The following is a 15,834-nucleotide window of genomic DNA, read 5'->3' as shown; positions in this document are numbered from 1 at the left end:
GTGAGAAACAGGGTTGGAACACTGTTTCTCACTCACGACCGGCGACGCCCGCCACCCCGGCCAGCACCGGTTCGAGGCCGGCGGCGAAGAAGGCGTCGTGGTCCTCGGCCGTCGCCGGGTACCGGCCGCCCGCGACCAGGGCGGCCAGCCGGACCGAGCCGGCCCGGTCCAGGTGGGGTGCGAGGTGGTCCCGCACCGCGGCCGTCTCGGCCGGGGTGGCCGGGGTGGCCAGCCGGACGGCGGTCGCGTGGGCGAACCCGGACACCATCGTCACGCACCCCGGCAGGTGCTCTTCGCCGACACCGGCGAGCGCGCACGCGCGCAGCAGCAGTTCCGTCCACGCCAGCCGGTGCGGGGTCACCGGGTCGCCGCGCATCGGGAGGTCCAGCAGCCACGTCCGGCTCAGCAGCCGCTCGACCACCGCCCGGGTCCAGCGGCGGACGTCGGACCGCCAGTCGCCCGACGACGCCAGCCCGGCGGGCGGCGGTCCCCAGCCGGCGTCGGCCAGCAGCACCGTCAGCTCCTCCTTGGAGCTGACGTACCGGTAAAGCGCGTTCGTCGTGACGCCCACCTCGTGGGCGATGTTGGGGAGCGAGGCGTTGGCGAGGCCGTCGGCGTCGGCGAGCTCCACCGCCGCCGCGACGATCTGCGCCACCGTGTGCGCCGGCTTGGGGCCGCGGCGCGGCGGCGGCGTCGCTCCCCACGCCAGTGCCGTTCCGGGCGGCAGTTCCGGCGTCGTGTCCCTGTCCAGCATGGTGCGTCTTCCCTGGCGAGTGCTTTCGGCGGTAAACTGTGAGAGTCTTACACTGATCTGGGCGGAGGGCGAGCGGACGTGATCGAGAACAGGCCGGTGGTCGAGGCCGTCGGCCGGCTCCTGTGGCCGGAGCGTACGCGGGTCACCGAACTCGATCGCAAGCTCGCCGCCACGCGGATCGAGCACGAGCGTGCCGAGGGCCGGTGCCCCGACGCCGAGGTCCGGCTCGCCCGCGTGCGGCAGGCCACGACGCAGGCGGAGCTGGACAGCGCCGTCGCCGGGCGGTCCGGATCCGCGGTCCCGCCGGTCCTGGAGGCCGCCCCGCGGGTCGGGCTGGCGGTCTGGTGCCTGGTCACCCTCGCCGACCTCGCCGTCTACCTCACCCTCGGGATGGTCAGCGGCCAGTGGGACGAGCCCTGGGTGCTGTGGCCGGCGCTCGGCGGCGGCCTGCTCGTGCTCGGCCTGTGGTCCATGCGCGAGAGGGACCGCCGGATGCGCCTCGGCGAATGATCCACCCCTGATCCGGCAGGGGCCGGTTCCTCTGGACGCGCTCGTGCGTTAATCTGTGCAATCCATACACAGTTTTGAGATCGGGGGCCGACATGGCCGGGACGACAGAAACCGCGGGGCGGAACACCGCCCTCAAAGTGATCGCGATCGTGTGGCTGGCGGCCGTCGGCATCAACCTGCTGGTCTGGCTGATCATGTGCTTCGCGACGCTCAGCCTGCACTCGCCGTTTTGGATCTGGCCGCTGATCGGCGGCGCGCTCATCGTGGTGCCGTGGTACTACGCGACCCGCTCCCGCTCGAACGGACGGGTCACCAGGGGATGACGACCATGACGACCACCGGGTCGCCCGTCCGGCTGGACTCGGTGAAGAAGACGTACGGGCGCGGCGAGAGCGGCGTGGTGGCGCTCGCCGGGGTCAGCGTCGAGTTCCCCGCCGGCAGCTTCACCGCGGTGATGGGCCCGTCGGGGTCCGGCAAGAGCACCCTGCTGCACTGCGCGGCCGGGCTCGACCGGCCCGACTCGGGCAGCGTCACGCTCGTCGACGTCGACCTGCGGGGCCGCACCGAAACCCAGCTGACCGAACTGCGCCGCGAGCACGTGGCGTTCGTGTTCCAGTCGTTCAACCTCATGCCCGCGCTCAACGTCGAGGAGAACATCACGCTCCCGATGCTGCTGGCGGGCAAGGAGCCGGATCGGGCGTGGATCGCCCAGGTCGTCGAGCGGGTCGGCCTGACGCACCGGGTCCGGCACCGTCCCGGCGAGCTGTCCGGCGGCCAGCAGCAGCGCGTGGCGATCGCCCGCGCGCTCGCCGGCCGCTCGGCGGTGACGTTCGCCGACGAGCCGACGGGTGCGCTGGACACGTCCACCGCGGTCGAGGTGCTCGGGCTGCTGCGCGAGCTCGCCGACGCCGGCCAGACGATCGTCATGGTCACCCACGACCCGGTCGCCGCGTCGTTCGCCGACGAGGTGCTCTTCCTGGTGGACGGGCAGATCGTGACCAAGATGGCGGCTCCGGCCGTCGAGATGGTCGCCGCCGAGCTGGCGCGCCTCGGCGCCCGGGCCAAGCAGGCGAGGGGGCGACGGTGAACCCGCGGCGGGTGGTCCTGCGGCTGGCGCTGGCCAGCCTGCGGTTCCGCGCGGCCGCCTCGCTGGCGACGTTCGTCGCGGTCCTCGTCGGCTGCTCGTTGCTGATCGCCTGCGGCGGGCTGTTCGAAACCGCGTTGAGCCTCGACGCCCAGCCGCAGCGGCTGGCGGCCGCGCCGGTCGTCGTCGGCGGTTCGGCCGGGTTCAAGCTGCCCGACGAGGAGTCGGAGGTCGTCCCCTACAGCGAGCGGGCCGGCATCCCGGCCGACCGGATCGCCAAGATCGCCGCCGTGCCCGGCGTGCGGCAGGTCGTGCCGGACACCACCTTCGCCGCCGTGGTGGTCACCGGGGCCGGGCCGCAGGGCGCGGCGGCCCCGTCGGCCGGGCACGGCTGGGACTCCGCCGCGCTGGCTCCCTATTCCCTGGTGGACGGCGCGCAGCCGCGGGCGACCGGCCAGGTCGTCCTGGACGAAGCTTCGGCCGCGGCGGCCGGGGTGCGGGCCGGCGGCCAGGTGCCGATCGCCGTGAACGGCGCGGCGCCCCGGGACTTCGTGGTCACCGGGATCGTGCACGCGGACACGGCCGTGCCCGCGCTGTTCTTCTCACCCGCCGACGCCCAGCAGTTCTCGGTGCACCCCGGCACGGTCGACCTGGCCGGCGTCTTCCCCGCCGACGGGGTCGACGCCGGCGAGCTCGCCGCCCGGATCGCCGAGCAGGTGCCCGGCCTCACCGTGCTGACCGGCGCGGACCGCGGAGCCGCGGAGTTCCCCGGCATCGACGGCGCCCAGCTGCCGCTGATCCTGCTCGCCGGCGTGTTCGGCGGAATGGTCCTGGTGGTGATGGCGCTGGTGGTGTCGGCGACGATCAGCCTCACCGTGCGGCAGCGGCAGCAGGAGCTCGCGCTGCTGCGGGCCACCGGCGCGGTCCCGCGCCAGGTGCACCGCATGGTGCTCGCCGAGACGATGGTCGTGGCGGCGCTCGGTGCGCTCGCCGGGCTGGCCGGCGGTCGCTTCGTCGGCACGGAGATCTTCGGCTTCACCACGGGACACGGGATGCTGCCGCCCCAGCTGGAGTTCCAGCAGGGGATCATCGCCTTCGGCGGCGGCCTGGTGCTGTCGCTCGCGATCTCGTTCGCCGCCGCGTGGTTCGCCGCGCTGCCGGCGGCGCGGGCCCGGCCGCTGCAGGCGCTGGCCGAGGCGGCCATCCCGCCCGCGAAGGTCGGCGACGTGCGCCGCTTCGGCGCGAAGGTGCTGGCGGGCGCCACCGTGGTGCTGGCCGTCGCGAGCCTGTTCACGCCGGTGGACATCACCTCGGCCGTGTGCGGTGCCGCCGTGCTCACCGGCTCGATCGCCGTCGCGCTGATCGGCCCGGAGCTGCTGGCGTTCGTCGCCACCCGGTTCGGCCCGCTGATCCGGCGGGTCGGCGGGCGCGACGCGGTCCTCGCGGTGATCAACTCGCGGACCCGGGCGGTGGCGTTCGCCGCGGTGCTGACGCCGATCACGCTCGCCACCGCGGTCGCGCTCGGCAACGTGTACGCCGAAACCACGCAGCAGCGGGCCATCGTCGACGCCTACGCCGGCCAGCTGCGGGCCGACGCCGTGGTGACCAGCGGGACCGGTGCGGTCTCGCCCGCGCTGGCCGAGGCCGTCCGGCAGGCGCCGGGCGTCGGGTCGGTGTCGCCGCTGGTGACCAGCCAGGGCTGGATCGAAGAGCCCTACGACGGCAACGGCAGCGACCCGGGCCGGCTGCTCGGCCTCGACGTCCGGGACGCGAACGGGGTACTGGCGACGCCGGTGACGTCCGGTTCGCTCGGGGACCTCACCGGCGACACGGTCGCGCTGCCCGAAGGCGTCGCGGACGACCTCGACCTGAAGCTCGGCGACGGGATCACCCTGCGGCTCGGCGACGGCGCGCAGGCGAAGGTGAAGATCGTCGCGTTGCTGGACAGCCCGTCGGGCTACCCCAGCATCGTGCTGCCGGCCGCGCTGCTCGCCCCGCACACGACACCGGGCGTGGCGAACCGGCTGCTGGTGCGGGCGGCGGACGGCCAGGACGCGGACGCCGTCGTCTCGGCGGTCACGACGGCGACGGCGAACTGGCCGGGTGCCGTCGTCGGCGGCTCCGACGCGGTGAAGGAGAGCTTCGCGGCCATCGCCGACATGGAGGCGATGATCCACTACCTACTGGCCGTGCTCGCCATCGCCTACGCGGCGATCGCGGCGGTGAACACGCTCGCCGTGGCGGTGCTTTCGCGGCGCCGTGAGTTCGGCGTGCAGCGGCTCGCGGGCGCGCGGCGGGGACAGGTCCGGTCGATGCTGCTGATCGAGGGCGGCATCCTCGCCGTGCTCGGCCTGGTGCTCGGCACGGCGATTTCGTTGTTCACCATCATTCCCATGGCGATCTCGTCCGGCACGATCGTGCCGGTGGGCCCGGTGTGGGTGTTCCTCGCGGTCGTCGCCGCGGTGTTCCTGATCGTCTGGCCGGTCACCGTGCTCTCCGCGCGGCTGGCGATGCGGCGCAGCCCGATCGAAGCGGTGACATTGCCGGGGCAGTAGCGATTTGTAGGGGTTCGCGGGCCGGACCGGTGTGGATAGTGTCGAATTCGACTATCCGCACCGGGCCGGCCCGGTTTCCTTTTCTGGAGTGGATCCCATGCGCGTACTCCTGGCCGCCCCGTCGTCCCCCGCGCGGCTGCACAACCTGGTCCCGCTGGCGTGGGCGCTGCGGACCGCGGGCCACGACGTGAAGATCGCCGGCGAGCCGTCGTTCGTCGGCGAGATCCTCACGACCGGCTGCGTGGCGGCCGACCTCGGCCTGGCGGAGTTCGCCGAACTGTGGCGGCCCGCGGTGGTGGTGTCCGACGCGACGGTCCCGGCGGGGACCGACGCGGTCCGGCTGCGGGGCCCGCTGGACGAGCCCGGCCCGGGCTTCGACACGGTGCCGCCGTCGCTGCGGGATCCCGTGGCCGATGCCCGCCCGATCCGGCACGTGCCGTACTTCGGGCCGGTCGAGGTGCCGGGGTGGTTGCGGCGCAAGGCAAGGCGGAGCCGGGTACTGCTGTCGCTGACGGACGCGACACCGGCCGGGCCGGTGTTCGAGGCGGTCGCGGGGCTGGACGCGGAGGTCGTGTGGGCGACGGACCCGGCGGGCATCCCGGCGGGGGTGACGATGCCGCCGAACGTGCGCCTGGTCGACGCGGCCCCACCGGCGGCGGTCCTGCCGACGTGCGCGGCGGTCGTCCACGACGGTGACGCTTCGCTCGCCCTCGCGGCAGCGAGTTTCGGCCTGCCGCAGCTGTCCCTGACGGAGACGCCGATCGGCGCGCGCATCGCGGCGGTGGGGGCCGGGCGGGTGGGACCGGCTTCGGCCGTTGCCGAGCTGGCTTCGTTGCGAGGGGCGGCGGAGGCGCTGCGGGAGGAGATCGCGGCGCTGCCGGCACCCCGCGACGTGGTGGCGGAGCTGACCCGCGCGTAGCGAGCCTGCCGCGGCCGCTGGTGGTCCGGTGATTGTGGGGCCGTTAGGGGTGGGTTGGCCGAAAGTCCGTCGGTAGCGTTTTCGGCGTGGCACCTTCCACCCCTTTCGCGGTTAGGTGGTCGATTACGTGAGTACCGTTTTTCCTGCCATTTCCCGGCTGCGCGCCGGAACGGGGGTAATGGCGTGAGCGCCGAAAACGAGCGGAAACTGCTCGACTACCTCAAGCGCGCCACCGCCGACCTGCGCGAGGCCAAGGGTGCCCTGCAGGAGGTCCGGCGGCGTGACACCGAGCCCATCGCGATCGTCGGCATGGACTGCCGCTATCCCGGTGGCGTCGAGAGCCCCGAGGACCTCTGGGAGCTCGTCCGCACCGGGACCGACGGCATCGGCGCCTTCCCGGCCGACCGCGGCTGGCCGCTCGACCGGCTCTACGACCCGGCGGGGGAGAAGCCCGGCACCACCAACACCCGCGAAGGCGGCTTCCTCTACGACGCCGCGGAGTTCGACCCGGAGTTCTTCGGGATCTCGCCCCGCGAAGCGCTCTCCATGGACGCCCAGCAGCGGCTCCTGCTGCAGACGTCGTGGACCGCGCTCGAGCGCGCCGGCATCGTGCCCGAGACCCTGCGGGGCAGCAGCACCGGGGTTTTCGCCGGTGTCATGTACCACGACTACCTCGGCCACGCGGCCGCCGGCAGTGTCGTCTCCGGCCGGGTCGCCTACGCGCTCGGGCTGGAAGGCCCGGCCGTCAGCGTCGACACCGCGTGCTCGTCCTCGCTCGTCGCCCTGCACTGGGCCGCGCAGGCGCTGCGCCGCGGCGACTGCTCGCTGGCCCTCGTCGGCGGCGTCACGGTCATGGCGACGCCCGAGACCTTCGTCTACTTCACCGAGCAGCGCGGCCTGTCCGACGACGGCCGCTGCAAGGCCTTCGCGGCCGGTGCCGACGGCACGGGCTGGGGCGAAGGCGTCGGCGTCCTCGTCGTCGAACGCCTGTCCGACGCCCAGCGCCTGGGGCACAACGTGCTCGCGGTCGTGCGCGGCAGCGCGGTCAACTCCGACGGTGCCTCCAGCGGTCTCACCGTCCCCAATGGACCCGCGCAGCAGCGGGTGATCCGCCAGGCCCTCGCCACCGCCGGACTGTCCACAACGGACGTCGACCTGGTCGAAGGCCACGGCACCGGCACGAAGCTCGGCGACCCGATCGAAGCGCAGGCCCTGCTCGCGACCTACGGGCAGAACCGGGAAGAGCCGCTGTGGCTCGGCTCGCTCAAGTCCAACATCGGGCACACCCAGGCCGCGGCCGGGGTCGGCGGTGTGATCAAGGTCGTGCAGGCCATCCGGCACGGCGTGCTGCCGAAGACCCTGCACGTCGACACGCCGTCGCCGCACGTCGACTGGTCGGCCGGGGCCGTCGAGCTGCTCACCGAGGCCCGCGACTGGCCCGAAACCGACCGGCCCCGCCGCGGTGCGGTGTCGTCGTTCGGCATCAGCGGCACCAACGCCCACGTCATCGTCGAACAGGCCGAGCCCGCCCCCGAAGAGCCCGCCGTTCAGGTTCCCGTGGTCGCGTGGCCGGTCTCGGCGGACGCAGCGGACGCCGTCGCTGCGCAGGCGCAGCGGCTCCTGGACCACGACGGGAACCCGACCGACCTCGGGTTTTCGCTGGCCACGACCCGCTCGGCGCTGGACCACCGTGCCGTCGTCGTCGGCACCGGGCTCGCGGAGCTGCGGGCCGGCGTGCAAGCACTCGCGAACAACGAGGACGCGCCGAACCTCGTCCGTGACCGCCGCGGCACCGGCCGCACGGCCTTCCTCTTCACCGGCCAGGGCGCCCAGCGCGCCGGGATGGGCCGCGCGCTGGCGAAGTACCCGGTGTTCGCCGAAACCCTCGACGCCGCGTGCACCCGGCTCGGCCTCGACCGCGCCGTCCTGGACGACGCCGATGCCCTGGCGCAGACCGGAAACACGCAACCCGCGCTGTTCGCCTTCGAGGTCGCGCTGTACCGGCTCCTCGAGTCGTGGGGCCTGACACCCGACCACCTGCTGGGCCACTCGATCGGCGAGCTGGCCGCGGCGCACGTCGCCGGCGTCCTCTCGCTCGACGACGCCTGCATGCTCGTCGCCGCCCGCGCCCGGCTCATGCAGGCCCTGCCCGCGGGCGGGGCGATGGTCGCCATCCCGGCCGGCGAGGCCGAGGTGACGCCGCTGCTGACGCCGGACGTGAGCATCGCCGCGATCAACGGCCCGGCATCACTGGTCGTCTCCGGTACCGAGGACGCCGTCGCCGCCGTCGCCGCGCACTTCGAGCGCGCCAAGAAGCTGCGTGTCTCGCACGCCTTCCACTCGCCGCTGATGGAGCCGATGCTCGCCGAGTTCGCGGCCGTGGCGAAGAAGCTCACCTACGCGAAGCCCGAAATCCCCATCATGTCCACTGTGGACGCGGGCGCCGACCTGACCTCGCCGGAGTACTGGGTCGAGCAGGTCCGCGCGACCGTCCGGTTCGACGACGGCGTCCGCGCCCTCGCCGAGGACGGCGTCCGGACCTTCGTCGAGATCGGCCCGGCCCCGGTCCTGACGGCGGCCGCGAGCACCGCGCTGGACGACGACACGCTCGCGTTCATCCCGGCGGTGCGTCCGGACCGCGACGAAGCCCAAGCCGTCGTCACCGCGGTCGCGGCCCTGCACGCTCGCGGGATTACCGTGGACTGGCCGGCGTTCTACCCCGGCGCGCGACGCGTCGAGGTGCCGACCTACGCCTTCCGCCGCACCCGCTACTGGCTGCCCGCCACCACCGTGACCGGCGACGCCGGCGACCACGGCCAGCAGGCCGCCACCCACCCGATGCTCAGCGCCGTCGTCCGGGTTCCGGAGACCGACACGATCGTCCTCACCGGCCGCCTGTCGACGGACACCGTGCCGTGGCTGGCCGACCACGTCGTGCTCGGCACGGTCCTGGTCCCCGGCACGGCGTTCGTCGAGCTGGCCCGCGCCGCCGCCGACGAGATCGGCTACGCCGGGCTCGACGAGCTGACGCTGCACGCCCCGCTCGCCCTCACCACGGGTGCGGCACTCCAGGTCACCCTCGAATCCGAAGAGGACGGACGCCGTCGGCTGACCGTCCACTCGCGACCCGACGGCGACGACGCGTGGACCCGCCATGCCGAAGGATTCATCACGACCGAGGCGGCCACGCCGGCGTTCGACCTCACCGAATGGCCGCCCGCCGGAGCCACCGAGGTTCGCCTGGGAGACCCGTACGCGCAGCTCGCGGACCTGGGCTACGACTACGGCCCGGCCTTCCAGGGCCTGCGTGCGATGTGGCGGCGCGGTGACGACGTCTACGCGGAGGTCGAGGTCTCGGAAGACGCCCGTGACTACGGCCTGCACCCGGCGCTGTTCGACGCCGCGATGCACGCCCAGCTGCTCGGCCCCGCGCCCGAGGACGGCGACGCGAAGCCGATGCTGCCGTTCGCGTTCAGCGGCACGACCTGGCACGCCGCCGGAACCGGCGCGGTCCGCGTCCACGTGTCGCCGACCGGCCCGGACACCATCACGCTGCGGATCGCCGACACCACCGGGCTCCCGGTGCTGACCGTCGATTCCCTGGCGGCGCGGCCGATCTCCCTCGACAAGCTGGCCCCGAGTTCACTCTTCCGCATCGCCTGGGAACCCGCTACCGGCCGGGAAGAAACCACAGCGACCGTCCTGGAAGTGTCCAGTGTGGACGGCACAGTGCCGGAACGGGCCCGCGCGGCCACGCGCCAGGTGCTCGCGGCCATCCGGGCCGCCGACGACCGCCTGGCCGTCGTCACCAGTGGCGCGGTCTCGGTCGACGGCGAGGACGTCGACCCGGCTCTCGCGGCGGTGTGGGGACTCGTCCGCGCGGCCGAGGCCGAGAACCCGGGCCGGTTCGTGCTCATCGACGGCGACGACGTCGAAACCGCGCTGGCGACCGGCGAACCCGAGGTGGCCGTTCGCGACGGAAAGGCCTACGTCCCCAGGCTGGTCGCGGCGACACCGTCCGGCGAGCTGGGCTGGAACCCCGACGGTACGGTCCTGATCACCGGCGGCACGGGCGGTCTCGGCGCAGTCGTGGCCAAGCACCTGGTGACGAACCACGGTATCCGCCACCTGCTGCTCTCCAGCCGTCGCGGCGCCGACGCGCCTGGGGCAGCCGAGCTGCACGACGAGCTGACGCGACTCGGCGCCGAGGTCACCATCGCGAGCTGCGACGTCACCGACCGCGCGTCGGTGGCCAAGCTGGTCAAAGGCGTTCCGCTGACCGCGGTGGTGCACGCCGCCGGCGTCCCGTCGGCCGGCCGCGTCGAGAACCTCACCGACGAGGAACTCGAGCGCGTCTTCGCCCCGAAGGTCGACGGCGCCTGGCACCTCCACGAGCTGACCGAAGGCCTCGACGCGTTCATCCTGTTCTCCTCCGCCGCGAGCACCGTGCTGGCCGCCGGGCAGGCCGGGTACGCCGCGGCCAACGCCTTCCTCGACGAACTGGCCCGGCACCGCCAGGCCCACGGCCTCCCGGCGACCTCCCTCGATTGGGGCGCGTGGGCCGACGACGGCGGCATGGCCGGCGAGCTGACCGAAGCCGACTTCCGCCGCCTCCGCCGCCTCGGCACCCCGCCGATGGCGACCGCGGACGCCCTCGCGCTGCTCGACGCGTGCCTCGTCGCCGACGACGCCGTCCTCGCGCCGGTGAAACTGGACCTCGCGGCCCTGCGGTCCCGCGCGGATTCGCTCCCGCCGGTCCTGCGCGGCATGGTCCGCCAGGCGCCGCGCCGCGCGGCGGCGAAGACCGACGGCGCGGTCGCGGCCCGGCTGGCCGCGCTGCCGGAGCCCGAGCGCGAGGCGTACCTCCTCGAAGTCGTGTCCGGGCAGGTCAAAGCCGTGCTGGGCCTCGGGTTCGTCGAGCCGGAGCGCGCGTTCCAGGAGATGGGCTTCGACTCGCTGACGTCGGTGGAGCTGCGCAACCAGCTGGGCGCACTGACCGGCCTGAAGCTGACGGCGACGATCGTGTTCGACCACCCGACCCCGGCGGCGCTGGCCAAACGGCTGCACGCCCTGCTGGGCCCGGCCCGCGGCGCGGCGGACTCCCTGCTGGCCGAGATCGACCGCCTGGAGACGCTCCTGGCGGCCGCGGGCTCACTGAACGGCTCGACGGCGAAGGTCACGGCCCGGCTGGACGCGTTGCTGCGCAAGTGGACCGAGGCGAACACGACCAGCACCGAGTCCGCCGACCTGGACGAAGCCACCGACGACGAGCTCTTCGCCGTGCTCGATGAAGAACTGGGGATCTCATGAGCAACGAAGACAAGCTCCGCGACTACCTGAAGCGCGCGACGGCGGACCTGCAGGCGGCGCGCCGCCGGGTGCAGGAGCTGGAGAGCCGCCACACCGAACCCATCGCCATCATCGGCATGAGCTGCCGCTACCCCGGGGGCGTCCGGACGCCGGACGACCTGTGGGACCTGGTCGACCAGGGCCGGGACGTCATCGGCGAGTTCCCCGCCGACCGCGGGTGGGACCTCGAGGGCATCTACGACCCCACGCCCGACCGGCCCGGCAAGACCTACACGCGCCACGGCGGTTTCCTCTACGACGCCCCGGGTTTCGACGCCGAGTTCTTCGGCATCAGCCCGCGGGACGCCCGCCGGTCCGACCCGCAGCAGCGGATCCTCCTGGAGGCCTCCTGGGAGGCGTTCGAACGCGCCGGGCTCGACCCGCACTCGCTCAAGGGCAGCCCGACCGGTGTCTACGCCGGCGTGATGTACCACGACTACAGCGGCGGCAGCCCCGACGGCAGCCTCGTCTCCGGTCAGGTCTCCTACACCCTCGGCCTCGAAGGCCCGTCCGTCTCGGTCGACACGGCGTGCTCGTCGTCGCTGGTCGCGTTGCACATGGCCGCCCAAGGTCTCCGCGACGGCGACTGCACCCTCGCGCTCGCCGGCGGGGTCGCCGTCATGGGCACCCCCGAGATGTTCGTCGACTTCAGCGGCCGCCGCGGTCTCTCGGCCGACGGCCGCAGCAAGTCCTTTTCGGACGACGCCGACGGGACGTCGTGGGCCGAGGGCGTCGGCGTCCTCGTGCTGGAGAAGCTCTCCGACGCGCGCCGCAACGGCCACCGGGTTCTCGCCCTCCTGCGCGGTTCCGCGATCAACCAGGACGGCGCCAGCAACGGCTTCTCCGCACCCAACGGCCCCTCGCAGGTCCGGGTGATCGAGGCCGCGCTGGCCGACGCCGGGCTGTCGCGGTCCGATGTGGACGTCGTCGAGGCGCACGGCACCGGCACCGCGCTCGGCGACCCGATCGAAGCGCAGTCGCTGATGGAGACCTACGGGCAGCGCACCACGGGCGAACCGCTGCTGCTCGGCTCGATCAAGTCCAACATGGGCCACCCGCAGGCCGCGGCCGGGGTCGCCGGCGTGATCAAGATGGTGCAGGCGCTGCGGCACGGCAAGGCGCCGCGCACCCTGCACGTCGGCACGCCTTCGACGCACGTCGACTGGACGGCGGGCGCGGTCGAGTTGCTCACCGAGCCGCGCGACTGGCCCGAGGTCGGCCGCCCGCGCCGGGCCGCGGTGTCGTCGTTCGGCGTCAGCGGCACCAACGCGCACGTCATTCTGGAGCAGGCACCCGAGACCGACGCCGTCGAGCCGCCGCTGCCCGCGGTCCACCCGCTGGTCCTGTCGGCGAAGACCCCGGCCGCGCTCGCCGAGGCCGCCGGGCAGCTCGCGTCCCACGTGGACGGCAACCTCGTCGACGTCGCCCACACCCTCGCCACCGGCCGCGCACAGCTCGACCACCGCGCGGTGGTGCTGTCGGCCGACCCGAAGCAGGCCTTGGAGACGTTGGCCGCGGGCGGCTCGCGCCCCGACGTCGTCACCGGCACCGCGGACGTCCGCGGCAAGACCGTGTTCGTCTTCCCCGGCCAGGGCGCGCAGTGGACCGGCATGGCGACCGAGCTGCTCACGCAGTCGCCGGCGTTCGCCGCCCGGATGGCCGAGTGCGACGCCGCGCTGCACGAGTTCACCGGCTGGTCGGTCATCGACGTCCTGCACGGCGAGCCGGGCACCCCGCCCGCCGACCGGGTCGACGTCGTCCAGCCGATGCTGTGGGCCGTGATGGTCTCGCTGGCCGCGCTGTGGCGCGCGCACGGCGTCGAGCCGGACATGGTGATCGGCCACTCGCAGGGCGAGATCGCCGCCGCCAGCGTCTCGGGCGCACTGTCTCTTCAGGACGGTGCTCGGGTGGTCGCCCTGCGGAGCAAGGCGATCGGCGACGTCCTCGGCGGCCGCGGCGGTGGCATGCTCGCCGCCGCCCTGCCCGCCGCCGAACTGCTGACCCGCCTCGACGCCTGGGACGGCCGCATCTCGCTGGCCGCCGACAACGGCGCCACCTCGGCCGTGCTGTCCGGCGACGGCGACGCCCTCGACGAACTGCGCGACCGGCTGCTGAAGGAAGGCTTCCGGGCCAAGCGCGTACCGGTCGACTACGCGTCGCACTCCGCGCACGTCGAGCACCTCGCCGACCGCCTGCTGGCCGACCTCGGCCCGATCACCCCGGGCGCCGGGAGTGTCGCGATGACCTCCACGGTGACCGAGGAGCCCGGGGCCACCATGGACGCTCGGTACTGGTTCACCAACCTGCGCACCACGGTCCGGTTCGCCCCGGTCGTCGCGAAGCTCGCCGAGGCGGGCTACACCCGGTTCATCGAGGTCAGCCCGCACCCGGTGCTCGCGATGAGCATCCAGGAAACCCTCGACGAGGGCGGGCACAGCGGATCCGTCACCGGCACCCTCCGCCGCGACGAAGGCGGCCTGACCCGGTTCGCGACGTCGCTGGCCGAGCACTCGGTCCGCGGCGGCGCGGCCGACTGGGCGTCACTGGTGCCCGGCGGCCGGATCACCGACCTGCCGACCTACCCGTTCCAGCACCAGCGCTTCTGGCTCGAAGAGGAAGCCACCCCGGCACCCGTCCCACAGGCCGACCAAGACTTCTGGCACGACGTCACCACCGGCGACGTTGCCGCCCTCGCCGCCCGGCTCGGCGTCGAGGCCGCTCCGCTGGGTGAAATCGTCCCGGCGCTCGCCGTCTGGCACGGCCGCCGCACCGAGCTGTCCACTGTGGAGTCCTGGCGCTACCGCGTGTCCTGGGCGCCGGTGACCGTCACGGGCGGCCTGGCCGGCACCTGGCTGGTCGTCGTCCCGGCCGGCGTCCCCGAGGCGGCCGAACTGGCCGACGCACTCGCCGAGCAGGGCGATGTCGTCCGCGTGATCGCCGAGCACGGCGAACTGGCCGAGGCGCTCACCGAAGCGACGGCGTTGCGGCCGTTCGACGGCGTGCTGTCGCTGCTGGCCCTCGACACCCGCGAACACCCGGAGCACCCCGCGCTCAGCACCGCGGTCGCCGCCACCATCGCGCTGCTGCAGGTCCTGCGCGACAACGACGCCCCGGTGTGGGTCGTCACCCGCGGCGCGGTCGCCGTGGACGCCTTCTCCGACGCCGACCCGGCCGCCGCGGCGGTCTGGGGCCTCGGCACGGTCGCCGCGCTCGACCAGCCGGCCACCTGGGGTGGCCTGGTCGACGTCGACGGCCCCGCCGACGCCGCCCGCCTCGCCGCGGTCGTGTCCGGTGTGGACGGTGAGGACCAGGTCGCGGTCCGGCCGTCCGGCGTGTTCGCCCGGCGCATGGTCCACGCCCCGCTGACCGGCGCCGCCGAACAGTGGCAACCGCGGGGGACCGTCCTGGTCACCGGCGGCACGGGCGCGGTCGGCGCGCACGTCGCCCGCTGGCTGGCCGGCCGCGGGGCGGAAAAGATCGTGCTCACCAGCCGTCGCGGCCTCGACGCCGAAGGCGCCCGGGAGCTGGTCGACGAACTGGGTGCCACGGTCGTGGCCTGCGACGTTTCCGACAAGCAGCAGGTGCGGGCGCTGCTGGCCGAGCACCCGCCGACCGCGGTCGTGCACGCGGCCGGTGTGCTCACCGCCGAGTCGCCGCTGGCCGAGGTCACGCCCGCCGAGTTCGCCGCGGCCACCCGGGCCAAGGTCACCGGCGCCGCGCTGCTCGATGAGCTGCTCGGCGACACCGAGCTGGACGCCTTCGTGCTGATGTCCTCCGGGGCCGCGGTGTGGGGCACCTCCGGCCAGCCCGCCTACGCCGCGGGCAACGCCTACCTCGACGCGCTCGCCCGCCGCCGCCGCGCGGCCGGCCGGAAGGCGACGGCGATCGCCTGGGGTTCCTGGGGCGGCGGTGGCATGGTCGACGCCGAGGCGAGCGACCTGCTGCACCGCATGGGCCTGGCCGAGATGGCACCGGAACTCGCCGTCGAAGCACTGGGCCAGGCCCTCGACCACGACGAGACCCACCTGGTCGTCGCCGACATCGACTGGGCCGCGTTCGCCCCGGTGTACCAGCTCGCCCGCCCGCGGCCGCTGCTGCGCGCGCTGCCCGAGGTCGCCGAGGACAAGGCGGAAACCCCGGCGGCCACCGGCGACCTGGCGGCGAAGCTGGCCTCGCTCACGCCGGCCGAACAGCAGCGGACGCTGCTGGAGCTGGTCCGCGGTGAAGTCGCCGTGGTCGCCGGCTACGACGGCGGCTCGGCGGTCGATCCCGCCCGCGCCTTCAAGGAACTGGGCTTCGACTCCGTCACCGCGGTCGACCTCCGCAACCGGCTCGGCGCGGCCACCGGCCTGAAGCTGCCGGCGACCGTCGCCTTCGACCACGTCAACCCGCAGGCGCTCGCCGAGCACCTGTGGACCCGGCTCGGCGGCGGCGAGGCCGCGGTCCCGCTCGAGGTCGAGCTGGACCGGCTGGAAGGCATCGCGTCCACATTGGACGCCGCCGAGATCGACCGGTCCCGGATCGTCGCCCGGCTGCAGGCGATGGTGACCACCCTGCACAAGACCCTGTCCGGCACGAAGACCACCGAAGTGCTGGAAACCGCGACCACGGATGAGCTGTTCGCCCTCATCGACAACGAGCTCGGCGCCTGAGAGGTATCCCC

At 73.8% G+C, this 15,834-nt stretch carries 8 protein-coding genes; 7 read left to right on the top strand and 1 reads right to left on the bottom strand.

The window, feature by feature from the left end:
- Positions 1 to 28: 28 nt before the first annotated feature.
- Positions 29 to 754 (bottom strand): TetR/AcrR family transcriptional regulator, encoded by a 726-nt coding sequence (locus AB0J40_RS41220; protein WP_364464957.1) that lies wholly within the window; start codon positions 752 to 754, stop codon positions 29 to 31.
- A gap of 78 nt (positions 755 to 832) precedes the next feature.
- Here AB0J40_RS41220 and AB0J40_RS41215 point away from each other — a divergent pair, with 78 nt between their 5' ends.
- From AB0J40_RS41215 to AB0J40_RS41185, 7 genes are all read left to right on the top strand, one after another.
- On the top strand, positions 833 to 1,264 hold the full coding sequence (locus AB0J40_RS41215; RefSeq protein WP_364464955.1) for a hypothetical protein: 432 nt from the start codon (positions 833 to 835) through the stop codon (positions 1,262 to 1,264).
- Between the two features lie 92 nt (positions 1,265 to 1,356).
- The gene (locus tag AB0J40_RS41210) at positions 1,357 to 1,587 is read left to right on the top strand and encodes a hypothetical protein (RefSeq protein WP_364464953.1); all 231 of its coding nucleotides are present in this window, start codon (positions 1,357 to 1,359) and stop codon (positions 1,585 to 1,587) included.
- A 5-nt stretch (positions 1,588 to 1,592) separates the two neighbouring features.
- On the top strand, positions 1,593 to 2,351 hold the full coding sequence (locus AB0J40_RS41205) for an ABC transporter ATP-binding protein (RefSeq protein WP_364464951.1): 759 nt from the start codon (positions 1,593 to 1,595) through the stop codon (positions 2,349 to 2,351).
- Positions 2,348 to 4,903, top strand: a complete 2,556-nt coding sequence (locus AB0J40_RS41200; protein WP_364464949.1) for an FtsX-like permease family protein — start codon at positions 2,348 to 2,350, stop codon at positions 4,901 to 4,903. Before AB0J40_RS41205 ends, AB0J40_RS41200 begins: the two co-directional genes overlap by 4 nt.
- A gap of 97 nt (positions 4,904 to 5,000) precedes the next feature.
- Positions 5,001 to 5,822, top strand: a complete 822-nt coding sequence (locus AB0J40_RS41195; protein WP_364464947.1) for a nucleotide disphospho-sugar-binding domain-containing protein — start codon at positions 5,001 to 5,003, stop codon at positions 5,820 to 5,822.
- Between the two features lie 183 nt (positions 5,823 to 6,005).
- Positions 6,006 to 11,132 carry a type I polyketide synthase gene (locus tag AB0J40_RS41190; RefSeq protein WP_364464945.1) on the top strand — a complete coding sequence of 1,709 codons (5,127 nt, stop codon included), beginning with the start codon at positions 6,006 to 6,008 and terminating at the stop codon, positions 11,130 to 11,132.
- Positions 11,129 to 15,823 carry a type I polyketide synthase gene (locus AB0J40_RS41185; RefSeq protein WP_364464943.1) on the top strand — a complete coding sequence of 1,565 codons (4,695 nt, stop codon included), beginning with the start codon at positions 11,129 to 11,131 and terminating at the stop codon, positions 15,821 to 15,823. The genes AB0J40_RS41190 and AB0J40_RS41185 overlap by 4 nt, the downstream gene beginning before the upstream one ends.
- Positions 15,824 to 15,834 lie beyond the last annotated feature (11 nt).

This window comes from Amycolatopsis sp. NPDC049691, assembly GCF_040675005.1.
Taxonomy (GTDB): domain Bacteria; phylum Actinomycetota; class Actinomycetes; order Mycobacteriales; family Pseudonocardiaceae; genus Amycolatopsis.
The sequence above is the reverse complement of the archived record's forward strand: the minus strand, read 5'-3'. Positions and strand labels throughout refer to the sequence as shown.